This window comes from Cupriavidus taiwanensis (assembly GCF_900250075.1).
Lineage (GTDB): Bacteria > Pseudomonadota > Gammaproteobacteria > Burkholderiales > Burkholderiaceae > Cupriavidus > Cupriavidus taiwanensis_C.
In genome coordinates, this window is the sequence record NZ_LT977071.1 from 2,539,640 (window position 1) to 2,555,188 (window position 15,549).

At 66.9% G+C, this 15,549-nt stretch carries 13 protein-coding genes; 4 read left to right on the plus strand and 9 right to left on the minus strand.

Annotation, left to right across the window (positions count from 1 at the left end; translation table 11 throughout):
* Nucleotides 1-6: 6 nt before the first annotated feature.
* The 5 genes from CBM2588_RS27785 to CBM2588_RS27805 form a co-directional block, all read right to left on the minus strand.
* The gene (locus CBM2588_RS27785; protein ID WP_115683456.1) at nt 7-714 is read right to left on the minus strand and encodes a heme-copper oxidase subunit III family protein; all 708 of its coding nucleotides are present in this window, start codon (nt 712-714) and stop codon (nt 7-9) included.
* Between the two features lie 23 nt (nt 715-737).
* On the minus strand, nt 738-1,385 hold the full coding sequence (locus CBM2588_RS27790; protein WP_115683457.1) for a bb3-type cytochrome oxidase subunit III: 648 nt from the start codon (nt 1,383-1,385) through the stop codon (nt 738-740).
* On the minus strand, nt 1,382-3,139 hold the full coding sequence (ctaD, locus tag CBM2588_RS27795) for a cytochrome c oxidase subunit I (RefSeq protein WP_115683458.1): 1,758 nt from the start codon (nt 3,137-3,139) through the stop codon (nt 1,382-1,384). Before ctaD ends, CBM2588_RS27790 begins: the two co-directional genes overlap by 4 nt.
* Before the next feature lie 10 nt (nt 3,140-3,149).
* A complete protein-coding gene (locus CBM2588_RS27800) occupies nt 3,150-4,508 on the minus strand; it encodes a cytochrome c oxidase subunit II (protein ID WP_115683459.1) in 1,359 nt (452 codons plus the stop codon).
* A 215-nt stretch (nt 4,509-4,723) separates the two neighbouring features.
* Nucleotides 4,724-5,227, minus strand: a complete 504-nt coding sequence (locus CBM2588_RS27805; RefSeq protein WP_111516864.1) for a hypothetical protein — start codon at nt 5,225-5,227, stop codon at nt 4,724-4,726.
* Between the two features lie 281 nt (nt 5,228-5,508).
* Between CBM2588_RS27805 and CBM2588_RS27810 the strand changes: the two genes are divergently transcribed.
* From CBM2588_RS27810 to CBM2588_RS27820, 3 genes are all read left to right on the plus strand, one after another.
* The gene (locus CBM2588_RS27810) at nt 5,509-5,688 is read left to right on the plus strand and encodes a hypothetical protein (RefSeq protein WP_041228702.1); all 180 of its coding nucleotides are present in this window, start codon (nt 5,509-5,511) and stop codon (nt 5,686-5,688) included.
* 44 nt (nt 5,689-5,732) lie between these two features.
* A complete protein-coding gene (locus tag CBM2588_RS27815) occupies nt 5,733-5,897 on the plus strand; it encodes a hypothetical protein (RefSeq protein WP_172583678.1) in 165 nt (54 codons plus the stop codon).
* A 124-nt stretch (nt 5,898-6,021) separates the two neighbouring features.
* On the plus strand, nt 6,022-7,395 hold the full coding sequence (locus tag CBM2588_RS27820; RefSeq protein ID WP_115683460.1) for a Fic family protein: 1,374 nt from the start codon (nt 6,022-6,024) through the stop codon (nt 7,393-7,395).
* Between the two features lie 15 nt (nt 7,396-7,410).
* Here the strand turns inward: CBM2588_RS27820 and CBM2588_RS27825 are convergent, their stop codons facing one another.
* Nucleotides 7,411-7,608, minus strand: a complete 198-nt coding sequence (locus tag CBM2588_RS27825) for a rubredoxin (protein WP_018008339.1) — start codon at nt 7,606-7,608, stop codon at nt 7,411-7,413.
* Nucleotides 7,609-7,714: 106 nt separating this feature from the next.
* Nucleotides 7,715-11,701 (minus strand): DUF748 domain-containing protein, encoded by a 3,987-nt coding sequence (locus tag CBM2588_RS27830; protein ID WP_172583679.1) that lies wholly within the window; start codon nt 11,699-11,701, stop codon nt 7,715-7,717.
* A gap of 344 nt (nt 11,702-12,045) precedes the next feature.
* Here CBM2588_RS27830 and CBM2588_RS27835 point away from each other — a divergent pair, with 344 nt between their 5' ends.
* A complete protein-coding gene (locus tag CBM2588_RS27835; RefSeq protein ID WP_115683462.1) occupies nt 12,046-13,356 on the plus strand; it encodes an MFS transporter in 1,311 nt (436 codons plus the stop codon).
* 80 nt (nt 13,357-13,436) lie between these two features.
* Here the strand turns inward: CBM2588_RS27835 and aac(3) are convergent, their stop codons facing one another.
* Together aac(3) and CBM2588_RS27845 are read right to left on the minus strand one after the other, a co-directional pair.
* Nucleotides 13,437-14,264, minus strand: coding sequence for an aminoglycoside 3-N-acetyltransferase (gene aac(3), locus CBM2588_RS27840; RefSeq protein WP_115683463.1), 828 nt, complete (start codon nt 14,262-14,264; stop codon nt 13,437-13,439).
* Between the two features lie 72 nt (nt 14,265-14,336).
* Nucleotides 14,337-15,425 carry an extracellular catalytic domain type 1 short-chain-length polyhydroxyalkanoate depolymerase gene (locus tag CBM2588_RS27845; RefSeq protein WP_115683464.1) on the minus strand — a complete coding sequence of 363 codons (1,089 nt, stop codon included), beginning with the start codon at nt 15,423-15,425 and terminating at the stop codon, nt 14,337-14,339.
* Between the last annotated feature and the right edge of the window lie 124 nt (nt 15,426-15,549).

The following is a 15,549-nucleotide window of genomic DNA, read 5'->3' on the forward strand; positions in this document are numbered from 1 at the left end:
CCACCCTCACCAGAGATAGAACAGCGCAAAGATAAACACCCACACCAGGTCGACGAAGTGCCAGTACAGCCCGGCGATCTCGACGATCTGGTAGTTGCCGGTGGCCTCGTAGCGCCCGCGCAGCACGCGCATGGCCACCACCAGCAGGTAGATCACGCCGCACGACACGTGCAGGCCGTGGAAGCCCGTGATCATGAAGAAGGTCGAGCCGAACTGCGCCGCCCCCATCGGGTTGCCCCAGGGCCGCACGCCCTCGTCGACGATCAGCTTGGTCCATTCGAACGCCTGCATGCCGACGAACAGTGCGCCGAACGCCGCGGTGACGAACATCAGCGTCGCGCATTCGCGCCGCGCGCGCCGGTAGGCGAAGTTGACCGCCATCGCCATGGTGCCGCTGCTGGTGATCAGCACGAAGGTCATGATGGCGATCAGCAGCAGCGGGATGTCGGCGCCGCCCACGTGCAGCGCGAACACCTCGCTCGGGTTGGGCCACGGCACCGTGGTCGACATGCGCACGGTCATGTAGCCGGTCAGGAAGCAGCTGAAGACGAAGGTGTCGGACAGCAGGAAGATCCACATCATGGCCTTGCCCCACGACACCTTGAAGGCCTGCTGGTCCGACGACCAGTCGGCCAGCATGCCGCGCACGCCGCCCACCGGCGGCGCGGGCGCCACGCCGGGGGTGGCCGAGGGTGAAGACAGTTGCGTCGACATGCCGGTCCTCCTTGCCGCCGGCGCTAGGCCGTGCCGCAGATATAGCGCACCAGTTCGGGCGTGAGCCATCCCAGCGCCGCCAGCAGCACCGCCCACACCGCCAGCAGGAAATGCCAGTAGCGCGCGCACAGCCGCAGGCGCAGCACCGCGGCCGTGCCGCTGCCGCGCGCCGTCATGGCAAAGCCCCAGCCCGCCAGGCCGCCCAGCACGTGCAGCCCGTGCATCGCGGTCAGCAGATAGAAGAAGCTGCCGGCCGGATTGCCGGCCGGCATCACCTGCATCGCGCCCAGCGCCTGCCACGCCCACAGCTGCGAAGCGACGAAAGCGGCCGCCCCCAGCCCGCCCAGGCGCAATGCCCGCCGGGCCGCGGCCATCTCGCCCCGGCCCGCGGCGCGCGAGGCCACCGCCATCGCCACGCTGCCCGCGGCCAGCAGCGCGGTCGACAGCCATACCTGCCACGGCAGCGCGATGCGGTGCCAGTCAGGGCTGTCCATGCGCAGCGCATAGGCGGTCAGGAACAGCGCGAACAGCGACGTGACCACGCCCATGAACACCCACAGGCCGATGCTGGCCGGCGCGCGGCGCTGCGGGTGGCGGTTGGCGGCGTTCTCGCCCGAAGGGTTGCCGCCGAAGTCGTCGCGGCTGACCTTGTAGACGGCGTCGGCGTTCATGCTACGGCTCCACGGCTGGCGTGCGGTTCAGGCTCGGACCCGCCCTGCTCGGGCGGCGCGTTCTGCGCGATAAAGTCGTCGCGCGCCCCCGGCACGCTGTAGGCATAGGCCCAGCGGTACACCACCGGCAGGTGCGGGCCCCAGTTGCCGTGCGCCGGCGGCGTCTGCGGCGTCTGCCATTCCAGCGAGGCCGCGCGCCAGGGGTTGCCGTCGGCCTTGCGCCCGTGCCGCAGGCTCCAGAACAGGTTGAAGACAAAGATCAGCTGCGCCGTGGCAACGACGAACGCCGCCACCGAGATATACATGTTCATCACATGCGCCGATTCCGGGATAAAGGCGTAGTTCTCCCAGGCGTAGTAGCGCCGCGGCATGCCCAGCACGCCCAGGTAGTGCATCGGGAAGAAGATGGCATAGGTGCCGACGAAGGTCACCCAGAAGTGGATGCTGCCCATGGTGTCGTTCAGCATCCGCCCGGTCACCTTGGGATACCAGTGGTAGAGCCCGCCGAATACCACCAGGATCGGCGACACGCCCATCACCATGTGGAAGTGCGCCACCACGAAGTAGGTATTCGACAGCGGGATGTCGACGCTGACGTTGCCCAGGAACAGCCCGGTCAGCCCGCCGATGATGAAGGTGCTGATGAAGGCGATCGCGAACAGCATCGGCACGGTGAAGTGGATATCGCCGCGCCATAGCGTAATGACCCAGTTGTAGACCTTGATCGCGGTCGGGATCGCGATGATCAGCGTGGTGGTGGCGAAGAAGAAGCCGAAGTACGGGTTCATGCCGCTGACGAACATATGGTGCGCCCACACCACCACCGACAGCACGCCGATCGCCAGGATCGCCCAGACCATGGTGCGGTAGCCGAAGATGCTCTTGCGCGAATGCACGCTGATCAGGTCCGAGACGATGCCGAACGCCGGCAGCGCGACGATATAGACCTCGGGGTGGCCGAAGAACCAGAACAGGTGCTGGAACAGCAGCGGGCTGCCGCCCTTGTACTGCAGCTGCTGCCCCATCGACACCATTGCCGGCATGAAAAAGCTGGTGCCCATGGTCTTGTCGAGCAGCATCATCACCGCCGACACGAACAGCGCCGGGAACGCCAGCAGCGCCAGGATGGTGGCCATGAAGATGCCCCACACCGACAGCGGCATGCGCAGCAGCGTCATGCCCTCGGTACGCGCCTGCAGCACGGTGGTGACGTAGTTGAGCCCGCCCATCGTCGCCGCGACGATGAAGATCGCCAGCGACACCAGCATCAGGATGATGCCCCAGTCGTGCCCCGGCGTGCCGGGCAGGATGGCCTGCGGCGGATACAGCGTCCAGCCCGCACCGGTGGGTCCGCCCGGCACGAAGAAGCTGGCCAGCAGCACGATCACCGACAGCAGGTAGACCCAGAAGCTGAGCATGTTGAGGAAGGGGAACACCATGTCGCGCGCCCCCACCATCAGCGGGATCAGGTAGTTGCCGAAGCCACCCAGGAACAGCGCGGTCAGCAGGTAGATCACCATGATCATGCCGTGCATGGTGACGAACTGGTAGTAGCGGTTGGCGTCGATGAACTCGAAGCGGCCGGGGAAGCCCAGCTGCATGCGCATCAGGTTGGACAGCGCCACGCCCACCAGGCCCACCACGATCGCCACGATGGTGTATTGCACGGCGATGACCTTGTGGTCCTGGCTCCAGACATAGCGTGTCCAGAAGCTCTGCGGCGCGTGATGGGCGGCGTCATCGGCGTAGGCCATGCAGGTCTCCTCACTGGCGCGGCGGTGCGGGCGCGGCCGTGGGCGGCACCGCGACGGCCGTCGAAGTGGTGTAGGTGCCGGACGCGGCGCCGGCCGTGGCCGCGGGCGCCGCGGAACCGGCGGCCGCCGTGGTCGCGGCGCTGGTGGTGGCGGCCGCGCCGGCGGGCACGTCCACCGGCGCCACCGGCGCCACCATGCCGGCGTCCGCGGCACCGCTGCCAACGGACTTGATATACGCGGTCAGCGCCGCGACCTCGTCGTCGCTGACCGGCACCTTCGGCATCACCGGGCCGTAGCCCTTGACCAGCCGCGCATGCGGGTCGGCGATCTCCTTGTGCAGGAAGGCATCGTCCACCCTGGCGCTGCTGCCGTCGGCAAAAGTCTCGGTCTTGCCGTACAGGCCCTTCCAGGTCGGCCCCACGCCCGGATTGCCGTCGATGCTGTGGCAGCCGACGCAGCCCTTGCTCTGCGCCAGCGCGCGGCCCTTCTCGATGGTGCCGGCCGCACCCGCCGCACCGGGCGCGGCCGCGGCCATCGCAGCAGGCGGCGCCGCGGCCTTCGCCAGCGTCATGGCAAAGGTCTGCTGCTTCGCCAGCCACGCCTCGAACGCGGCCGGCTCTTCCACCACCACCGTGCCGCGCATGTTGTAATGCCCCACGCCGCACAGCTGCGCGCACAGGATGTCGAAGCGCCCCGCCTGCGTCGGCGTGAACCAGAACGATGTCACCATGCCCGGCACCATGTTCATGCGCGCGCGGAACGGCGGCACGTAGAAGTCATGCAGCACGTCCTTGGAACGCAGCAGCACCTTGACCGGCTGGTTCAACGGCAGGTGCACCTCAGGGCCGACGATGACGATGTTGTCGAGCCCGCGCGGATCGTCCGGATCCAGCCCGAGCGGATTGGCGCCGGTGACGAAGCGCGCGTCCGACGCGCCCAGCTGCCCGCTCTTGCCGGGAAAGCGGAACGCCCACGACCATTGCTGCCCGACCACTTCCATCACCATCGCCTCGCGCGGCGGGCGCACGTAGTCGGCGTAGACGAACAAACCCGGCGCCAGCAGCAGGATCACGCCCAGCGTGGTGCCGCCGATCAGCCACAGTTCCAGCCGGCTGTTCTCGGGGTGGTAGGACGCGCGGTGGCCGCTGCCGCCGTTGGGATGCGGCGCATCATGGCGAAAGCGCCAGACGATGTAGCCAACGAACAGGTTGATGCCGATAAAGAAGATGCCGGTGATGACGAGGGTAATGGTCAGCGTGTCGTCCATCTGTTTCCAGTTGGACGCCAGCGGCGTTGCCCACCACGGGCTCAGGAAATGAAAGAGCACCGATGCGGCAACCATGACGACGAGTGCGATGGCCATCGCCATATCCACCCTCCTCCTCGCGCGCGGCGAGGGATGCGCAAGTCACGCAGGTAGAGATAAGACTAGTGCATGCCGTCAGGTCACTGCAAGGCGACACGCCGGGGCATTGGTGTCGCAATGCACAAGTGCGCCGTACAAGGAAAAAGCGGCGGCGGGAACCCGTGGTTCCCGCCGCCGCAGCTGCTGTGTGCCGGTCCGGTGTGCTGGCCGGCTTGCGCTCAGTGCGAGACGTCCTTGCTTTCCAGCTTCCAGTAGCACGCCGCCGCCGCGATGCCGAAGATCAGGTGCCCGACGAAGGTGTGCCAGCCGCGCACCTCGACAAACCACGGGAACGCCCGCGTCATCACATAGAAGTTGAAGACGTAGACCAGCACCCCGAACACCGCGCCCGCCAGCATGGCCAGGCCCAGGCTGGAATCGAGCGTGAACGGCGCCAGGATCGCCGCCAGGATCATGCCCAGCACCGCGCCCAGCACGAAGTGGATCACCAGTGCCGCGGCCACGGTGCCTACGCTGAACAGCGAGGTCTGCAGCACCTCCGGCCCCATCACGATCGCCGCGATCATGCGCGTGGCCACCCACGGGTTGACGCCCGACACCATCGACGACCAGAACAGTTCCAGCACCAGCAGCAACGCGCCCGCCGCCAGCCCGGACACCGCTGCCGCGGTCCAGTCCGGCAGTCGTCGCACGTAGTGGTGCGATTGCATGTGAAGTTCCATAGCCACCTCCGTCTCTCTCGTCGGCGGGGCATCGCACGAAAGGGGAAACACGCCCCGCGTCTCTGCTCAGCATAGGACAAGCGTTCAGCGCTTCGAGAGCGGCCAGCCGAAAAAAGGCTCGGATTGCGTACGTCGCGCAACGGCCGCCTAAGGCAAGTGCGGCCGCCGATACCTGCTGGCGCCGGCACAAGCGCCGCATCGGGGACAATCCCGATGCGCACACCGTCCATACGGCACACACTGCCTATACTGGACTCACAAAAGAGAGACAGGAGACCGCCATGCACTTCACCGCGCATGATCTTGTATTCCTGATTCCGATGGCGCTGGTAGGCGTGATCGCCATGGGCTCGATCCCGGTGACCGCCAAGTTCCTGCGCATCAGTTGCCGCACCATGGGCGCGCTGATCGGCGCACTGGTCGCGGTGCTGGTGCTCGAGGCATTACCGCTGCTGATCTGACTCCCGCGGGAGTCGGTTCACACGTAGTGGGAGGAGGTCCCGCTATGTCGATCGGCCTGCTTGCCGCCATCATGGTGGCGCTGCTGTGCATTACCGTGTGGCGGGCGCTGTGGCGCTGCAGTCATCCGGACCGGATGCGGTATCGGAGGTGCGCGGTGCAGCGGCAGCGCGCGGGGCTGTGCCGGCACGCGCCGCGCAGGCAGGGCTGAAGGTGACGTATCGCCTAAATCACTTGGTTGACATAACTGCGCCATATTTGGCGCAGTTTGTGGCGCAGTTCATAAAACTGCGCCACAATCGCGCCACCGCTCAAGCGAACTGCGCCACGCCCCAATGTCGACCGCCCATTCCCTCCTTGAAAGCATCAGGAACGCCTCTGGCGGGTTGATGCTCGCCGAGTTGCTGGCACAGCATCCCGATGTTGCACGACGGACCGCCCAACGCTGGATCAGCCAATGGATCGAGGACGGACAAGTCACTGCAATCGGCGAAGGGCGCGCACGTCGTTATTTCAGGGGGGGCACGACAGAGGCTGCCGCACCTTTACCCGAGCGAGACCGCTTCCCGGATTACATCCCACTTTCGGCCGACAGCCGCGACATCGCGGCGTATATCGATCAGCCTCCGGAAGCACGCAAGCCCGTGGGCTATCAACGCGACTTCCTTGACACCTATCAGCCCAACGTCACACGATACCTTTCGGAATCGCTCCGGCGTCAGTTGCACAAGATGGGCAAGACGGCGCAAGCTGATGCGCCCGCCGGAACCTACAGCAGGGCCATCCTGAACCGGCTGCTGATCGACCTGTCATGGGCATCGAGTCATTTGGAGGGCAATACCTATTCGCGCCTCGACACTCGCGAGTTGATCGAGCATGGGAAGGCGGCGCAAGGCAAGGCGGCCATCGAAACACAGATGATCCTCAACCACAAGACAGCCATCGAACTGCTGGTGGAGAACATCGGCACGGTCGGTTTCGACCGTTATACGTTGATGAACCTGCATAGCGCGTTGTCGGAGAACCTGCTACCCAACCCCGCCGACGAAGGCCGGATTCGACAGCATGTCGTGGACATTGGCCAAAGTGTTTACCGGCCCCTGTCAGCACCACAGCAAATTGAGGAGGCACTAGAGGTTCTGCTCGGGAAAGCGGACCAGATCGATGATCCTTTCGAACAGTCATTCTTCGTGCTGGTGCACCTGCCATACCTGCAACCATTTGCGGACGTCAACAAACGCACCTCGCGCCTCATTGCTAATCTGCCGCTGTTCCGAGCAAACCTCTGTCCCCTGACTTTCCTGGATGTACCGGAGCAAGCTTATAGTCGCGCCATCCTTGGCGTGTATGAGATGACCCGCGTCGAATTGCTGCGCGATGTCTTCGTTTGGGCCTACGAGCGCTCAACCCAAGAGTACGTTGCCATCAAGCAAGACCTGTCGGAGCCTGATCCGCTCCGCCTTGCCTGGCGTGATGTGATCAAACAATCCATACGGGACGTCGTACTTCACCCCGATCAGGATGCGCTGGCCGTTATTCGGCAGGTCGTCCTGGCAAAGGTGCCGGAGGTCGATCGTAACAACGTGCAAGCGCTGATCATAGATGAGCTCCGGCGGTTGCATGAAGGCGTGCTGGCCCGCTACGGATTGCGCCCCTCGGAACTCACAGCGTGGAAGGCAAACCAGGTGGCTGCGCCTTCCAGCTCTTGAGAAGTGCCTGCAGCGTTACAGCTCGATCATCGCGAATTCGCCCTTGCCGACGTCACATTCCGGGCAGCGCCAGTCATCGGGGATATCCTCCCAGCGCGTGCCGGGGGCGATGCCGTCTTCCGGCCAGCCCTGCTCTTCGTCGTACACCCAGCCGCAGATCACGCACACCCACGTCTTGTAGGCGACGGCGGCTTCCATTGGCTCCTGCTGCAAAATTCACTCCTGATTCGGCGATGGAACGGATTGTCCGGGCCGAATCATACCGGTTTTCCTGGCAGTGCCCGTGGCGGCGCCGCGCGGTGCGGCGCCGCCACCCGCGCTAGCCGCGGATGGAAAAGTCCACGCGGTTGGGCGTGCCCTTGTCCTTGATGCCCTCGGCGCTGAGCTTGGGCGCCGTCAGGAACAGCCGGCTCTCGGGCACCTTGCCTTCGCGTTCGAGCGACTGCTTGACCACCAGCGCGCGCTGCTCGGCCAGGCGCTTGAGGTCGGCCTCGGTCACGGTGGCGTTGGCCATCAGCAGTTTTTCCATCTCGTCGGGCGGCAGGGTCTTGGCAAAGCCGACGAAGTTGCGCGGCTTCTTCATCGAGGTGCGCTTGTAGACCTGCTCCAGGTACTTCGGGTACTCGGCTTTCGACACCTTGACCTCGGCGCCCTGCTCGCCGGCCTCGTCGTCACCCGCTGCGGCACCGGCCTGCGCGTTGTCGCGCAGGTCGCGCCGCTTCTGCTCGGCCACGCGCGCATCCAGCCAGGCGCGGCGCGCGCCGGCTTCATCGGTGGCGGGATCGATGCGGCCGCTGATTTCCAGCCGCAGCGAGGGCCGGTCATTGAGCGCCTGGCCCAGCTTGGCGATCTTGTCCCGGGCCGCCGGGGTCAGCGTGGCGGTGCCGGGCGCGAACTCGACATAGCCCAGCTCCTCGCCGCTGCCGCCGAAAGCCGAGGCGATCAGCGAGAACGGCGAGGTGATCGCCTTGGTCAGCAGGTTGACGATCACGCGCACGATCACGCCGCCGATGCTGAACTCCGGATCCGACAGCGAGCCCGACACCGGCAGGTTCACATCGATCACGCCATTGCGGTCCTTGAGCAGCGACACCGCCAGCAGCACCGGCAGCTTGGTCGCATCGGGGCTGTCGACGCGCTCGCCGAAGGTGAGCTGGTCGAGGAACAGGTGGTTGCGCGCGTCGAGCCTGCCGTTCTCGATCTTGTAGGCCACGTCCACGGTCAGCTTGCCCTTGGTGATGGGATAGCCCGCGTACTTGGCGGCATACGGCGTGAGCCGCGTCAGCTCGACGCCCGCGGCCTTGGCGGCAATGTCGAGGAACAGCTGCTCGCCCAGCGGATTGAGCTTGCCGCTGATATTGACCGGCGCGTCGTCGTCGATGCGGCCGTCCAGCACCAGGTCGGCCGGGGTGGGATCGCCCGACGACACCTTCGACACCGAGCCCTTCATGCCGGTCAGGTTGGCGGTGTAGTTGGGCTTGACGAAGAAGTCCGAGAAATTGATGTTGCCCTTGTCGACCGAGACCCCGCCGATGCGGATCTGCGGCTTGGGCCCGCCCGGCTTCTGCTCGACCTGCGCGGTGCGCGTGTCGCCGGCCTGCACCGGCGGCGCGGCCGGCGCCGAGGCCGGGTTGGCTTGCGTCAGGCTGGTGGATGGCGCCGCCTCGCCTTTTTCCGCGCCGCCGGCCAGCACGTCCTGCAGGTTCAGGCGGCCGTTGGCGTTCAGGATCACGCGGGCGTAGAAATCGGACAGCGCGATATTGCCCAGGCTTACGCGCATCGGCCCCTTGCTCTCGTCCATCGCGAAGTCGATGCCGGACACCGCCAGCGAGCGCCAGCGCAGGAAGTCGTCGCCGCTGACGCGGTCCACCGTGCGCACGTTGCCGGTCTGCACATTGCCGTTGAAATGCGCGGCAAGCGGCTTGCCGGCCGGCGCGTCGACATTGAGGCGGCCCTTGACCGTGAGCGTGCCGCTGCGCAGGGCGGCGTTGAAGCGGTCAGCCAGGTAAGGCTGCAACGGGCTCACGTCGACCTGGCGCAGGTCCAGCTGCAGGCGGCTGGCCGGCAGCGCCGGCAACACCGTGCCATCGATGCCGATCACGCCGCGGCGGCCGGATTCGGCATGCACCTTGACCGGCACCGCCGCCGGCGTCAGCGGCCAGGCCAACGCGCCGGTGCTCAGGCCGATATTGCGGAACTGGTGGATCACCGGGCGGCCGCGGTTGGCCTGCGCCGGCTGGTAGTCCGCGAGGCGGGCGCTGCCGCCTTCCACCACGACCTTGCCGATATTCGCCCTCCAGCCACCACCGGCAGCAGCGCCGTTGGCACCATTGGCACTGGCCTGCGGCGTGCGCCGCGGTGCGGGGCGTGCCTGCTGCGCGGATGCGCTCGCCCACAGCCGCGCCATCTCGAGCAATTCGCCGCGATGATCGCGCGTGGCGGCGATTTGCGGCTGCGCCAGCGTCACCTGGCTGGTGGCAAAGGTCTGTTTGGCGAGGTCGAACTGGATATCGTCCAGCACCAGCTTCTGCGCCTGCAGCAGCGGCAGCGCAGCACCATCCCGGTCGCTGCCGCGGTCGCCGGCGCGATCGCGCGGGCGGCGGCCGACGCCCTGCGGCCGGTCCGCGGCATGCGCATCGGCTGCGCTGGCACGCGGTGCGGCGGCCGCCGGCATCACCACCGGGTCGCGCGTGGCGACGTACAGCGGCGCCAGTTCCAGCCGCGATTTTTCCAGCACGAACTGGAACTGCGGCGCGCCCCAGGCCATGCGGTAGTGCAGCTCCGCATTGACCGCGGTGGTGCCGAACTGGCTGCGCAGCTCGCGCGGCCACCAGGCGGCAAAGCCCTGCGGGCGCAACCCGGTGGTTTCCAGCGTGCCGGCCATCGAGCCGTCGCGCAGCAGCAGGTCGCCGGTATGGTGCAGGGTCTGGCCGTCGGCCACGGTCAGCGTGGCCTCGACGCGCACGGGCTTGTCGCCGTCGATGCCGGCAAAGCCCTTGACCTCGGCATCGAGCGGCCCCAGCGCGAGCTTGCCCGGGCCCGATGGCGCCAGCGCATCTTCGAATCCGACCCGGGCCTGCCTGATCACGATGCGGTCGACCGCATAGCGCCACGGCACCTCCTTGGCCGCGGCCGTCGCCGGGGCTGCCGGAGCGGCCGGAGCGGCCGGAGCGGCCGAAGCGGCGCCGGGGGCCGAGGCCGGCGCCGGTGCCGGCGCCACGCCATCGGTGGACCGGCTCACCGCCTGCGGCAGGAATGCCGTGGCCAGGTTCAGCGAGCCGTCCGCGCGCCGCGCCGCCTCCACCGCCAGCCCGTCGATCTCGACGCTGCGCAGCTGCGCGCGGTGCGCCAGCGGCTCCAGCCTGGCGATATCGACCGCCAGCTTGCCGCTGCGGATCAGCGGCTGGCCGGCGCGCGTGCGTACCTCGGCTTCGCGCAGCGCGGCGGTGCCCAGTACCACCATCTCCTGCGTGTCCTTCTGCTGGCGGAACGCCACCGTCAGCCGCGTATCGAGCTTGCCGGACTTGACCTCGGCATCGCGCAGCGGCGGTGCGAACGCCATCATCCGCGCCACCTCGAGCCCGTCGAGGTTGATGTTGAGCCGGGTCTGGCGGGAATCGGCGAAAGGCAGCACTTCGCCGTCCAGCGCCAGCGGCGTGCCGTTGACCTGCGCGCTCAGCGTGGGCCGGGTCACGATCTCTACGTCGTGCGGCAGGTTGGACAGGAACGGCAGCGTCAGCGTCAGGTTGTCGACGCGCAGGGTGGTGTCGAGCAGCTTGTCGTCATAGCGAACGCTGCTGCCGGTCACCGCGATGTTGTTGACCGAGAAGCGCGCCGGCTTGGCATCGGCCGGCTTGGGCGGCAGCGCCGCGAACTTCTCCTGCACATCGGCAAAGCTCATGCGGCCGTCGGCGCCTCGCACCACGTGCACGGCCAGGCGGTCGACATGCAGGTTGTCCACCACGGGCGCCAGGTGCCAGACCGAGGCCAGCGAGGTATTGGCCTGCGCCTCGCCCAGCGTCAGCGCCGGCGTCTTGCCGTCGCGCTCGTAGATGGTCAGGTCGGTCAGCGTGGCCGCCAGCTCGAACGGCCGCACATGGGCCTGCCCCAGCGTGACCTTGCGCCCCAGCGCCTCGGTCGCGTTCCGTTCGACCAGGTACTTGATCAGCGGCGGGCCACCGAAATAACCCGCCAGCCCGAACACCGCCAGCGCCGCCGCCACGCCGCCCGCAATGCGCACGGCCAGCCGGCCGCGCGGCGTGGCAGCCACCGTGGCTGCCACCTGGATGGATTGCTTGAATGCCATGACGTTCCAGAAATTCCGACCCCGCAATCCGGCGCTGCACGCTTCTTTGTGCCCCGGATTTCACATTTTTCGACATTATCGCAACGGTTTCGGACAAAGCAAAGAAATAGACTAGGCCAGACCCGCCCACAGACCGGCGCTGGGTCCACGTCCGGTTTTGACCGCTCAACGGCGCGTGCAACGATCTGGTATCTTTACGTCCTTTGCGAAGCGTTCCGTCGCAAGCCTGTGGCTTACCCGCCGCGCCGTGCCTGCCTCTCCCGCGCTGTACCCTCCGGCCACCCCCATCACGTTATTCCGTGCTGTGCGCTTCGCATGCGTTCTCTTCCATGCGAGTCCATTCCATGTCTATCACCAGCAGTACCGCCGCGGGTGTCGGCACGCCGCGCGCCGGCGCGCGCGCCCTCACCGGCCAGGATTACAAGACGCTTTCTCTTGCCGCCCTGGGCGGCGCGCTCGAATTCTACGACTTCATCATCTTCGTGTTCTTCGCGACGGTGATCGGCCAGCTGTTCTTCCCGCCGTCCGTGCCCGACTGGCTGCGCCAGTTGCAGACCTTCGGCATCTTCGCGGCGGGCTACCTGGCGCGGCCGCTGGGCGGCATCATCATGGCGCACTTCGGCGACCTGCTCGGCCGCAAGAAGATGTTCACACTGTCGATCCTGCTGATGTCCGTGCCCACGCTGCTGATGGGCCTGATGCCGACTTACCAGTCGATCGGCCTGGCCGCGCCGGTGCTGCTGCTGGTGCTGCGCATCCTGCAAGGCGCGGCCGTCGGGGGCGAAGTGCCGGGCGCCTGGGTCTTCGTTTCCGAGCACGTGCCCGCGCGCCATGTCGGCTACGCGTGCGGCACGCTGACCGCGGGGCTGACCGCCGGCATCCTGCTCGGCTCGCTGGTGGCAACCGGCATCAACACCGCCTTCACCCCGGCAGAGCTGGCCGACTACGGCTGGCGCGTGCCGTTCCTGATTGGCGGCGTGTTCGGCATTGCCTCGATGTACCTGCGCCGCTGGCTGCACGAGACCCCGGTGTTCGCCGAACTGCAGCAGCGCAAGGCGCTGGCCGCCGAGATGCCGCTGAAGTCGGTGATGCGCGACCACGGCGGCAGCGTCGCGGTGTCGATGCTGCTGACGTGGATGCTGTCGGCCGGCATCGTGGTGGTGATCCTGATGACCCCCACCTTCCTGCAGAAGCTGTATGGCTTCGACGCGCGCACGGCGCTGGTCGCAAACAGCGTCGCCACGCTGTGCCTGACGGTCGGCTGCATCGTGTCGGGCGCGCTGGCCGACCGCATCGGCGCGCGCCGCACGCTGTTCTTCGGCGGCCTGCTGCTGGCGGTCTGCGCCTACGCGTTCTACACCACCATCTTCACCCGCCCCGACCTGCTGCTGCCGCTGTACGCGCTGGCGGGCTTCCTGGTCGGCACCATCGGCGCGGTGCCGTTCGTTCTGGTCAATGCGTTTCCGGCGCAGGTGCGGTTCTCGGGGCTGTCGTTCTCGTACAACGTGTCCTATGCGATCTTCGGCGGCCTGACCCCGATGGTGGTGACGTTGATGCTGAAAAACGACCCGCTGGCGCCGGCGCATTATGTGGTGGCGTTGTGTGTGGTGGGGATGGTGACGGCGCTATTTGTGAAGGAGCGGTCGCCGGGGTGATAGGGCCATCGCGGCAGGTAAAGCGGGATGGGTGGTGAAATGCCGTTCTGTTAAGGGATCAATCACTGAACGGGATGCGATCAGCGTCCCGGTTTCGCGGACGGCGCGAAATAGTGCTGTTCCAGGTAGCTGACGCCGAACGCCACGATATCCCGGGCGTCGATCAGATAGCAGTGTGCACAGCCCACCTGGCCTTCGGTGTGCCGGCCCAAGGGAACATAGGCCCTGGCGATGGTTTCTACCCCGTCCGGCTGGCCTTCGATGGCAAAGCAATCCAGAATCCCGTTCGAGTCAAAGTCCTCTGCGGCCTTCCACACGGCCTCCCCGTCCGCGCCTTGCAGGGGCATCTCATAGGTGACGCGGCGCTTGCCGGGGATCTCGGCAATGGCCTCGGCGTAGTGCAGGACGGTCAGAGCATCGAGACCAGCGCCAAGCAGCAGCACCTTGCCGCCCTCATTGACAAAGCGCTCGATTGGAGAGCCTTTGCCAAAGGCTTCACCAAGCCGATGTGGCTCGATCAGGAATCTTGCGCGTGGTCCGAGCGCGACCATGGAAGCGTCCGGATGGGCGCTTCGCAAGGCACCCGGGGATGTGGCGAGGTAATGGTTGAGCAAGCCGAAGCCGCGATACGTGCCTGCCGTTGCAGGATCGAAAGGCGGCCAGTTGCGCCGCTGCTGTTCGTCCATCTTCGCACCGTGCAGTGTCTCTTCGTAGGGAGACCGATCCCATGAGGCATAACCTAGCAGCGTGCCTTCGGGGCCAACGGCGTCGCGAAGTGCTGCCACAAGGGCAACAGCGCCTCCGTCGATAGGGCCGATGGCCTTTAGCGAGGCATGTACCATCACAAGGTCGCCGGCATGGACTCCGAGCGAGCGAAGTTCGCAGGTGATTGTGGTTTGGCTTCGCATTGTCCGCTTTCCATGTGCCGATCGGTGCGACGCCGGGCGACACAAACTCAGGCGCCTGCGACGCACTGCGCCTCAGCGCCGATACTGCCGAAAAAACCCCCACATCATCGCGCTCGCATCCGGCCCGATATCGCTGTGGTAACTGTAGCGGTCGTCGCCGCCGCTCCAGGCATGCCCCAGGCCTTCCACCTCGACCAGCGTCACCAGGTCGCGCTGCCAGCGGCCAAAGCGGTATTCGTGCGAGCGGCCCGGCATGTCGCCTTCCGGATCGAAGCGCGCGGGGCGGCCGGCGAGGCGGTCTTCCAGGCCGTTGTAAGCCAGGAACTGCCGCGCCAGCAGGCGGCCGTTGACCGGATGCACCGCTTCGTCGGCCAAGCCATGGATCACCAGTGCGGGTATCTGTGGGCCACCCGGCGTTACGCCGGCGGCATCGAGCAGCCAGGCGGGCTCGGCCTCGGAGCCTTCCTGCATCGCGCGCAGGCCAGCGCGCGGATTGCCGGCCGCGCCGATGACCACGCCGGAATGGAGTGCCACGGCGGCCACCTTGTCCGGGTAGCGCAGCGCCACCACCGCGGCCATGGCCGCGCCGGCGGACATGCCCGCCAGGTAGATCTCGCGCTCGCGCACGTCGTGGCGCGCCGCCAGCGCGTCGACCAGCGCGGCCACGGCCTGCGCCTCGCGTCCGCCGTCGGCCGCGCCGAGGTCGAACCATTGCCAGCAGCGCTGCACCTGGCGGCGCAATGGCTGTTGCGGGTAGGCGACGATAAAGCCCTCGCGTTCGGCCAGTGCATTGAGGCGCGTACCCGCGGCCAGCTCGTCCGGCGTCTGGCGACAGCCATGCAGCGCCACCACCACCGGCAGCGGGCCGCGATGGGCCTTCGACGGGATGTAGAGGTGATAAGACAGTTGCGGCACCAGTTCGCCCGGCATGGGTGCCAGGCGCAGCCGGTGGGCCTGCCAGGTGCCGGGCAGGATGCCGGGATCGGCGACCGGGCGCGCGGGCCGGGCAGGCCGGGGCGGGTCGGGCAGGCGCGTGGGCGTGAGCGGATTGAGCGAATCCATGCGCCGGAGCCAGGATTTCACCTGGGCTTCCGTGCGGTTTTGCACGCGGCTCAAACGCCGCATGCGAGCATGCCAGTCTGCTGCAAGGCTCTTCGTCATGAGGACTCCTTTGTGACGGAATCTCCCCCTATGCCTTTATTGTTGCGTTGCAGCATACCACAGACGTGAGTCGTCCACCCCAATGGGGACTGTGAGTGGGGAAAACGAAACGGAGCCTTGACGA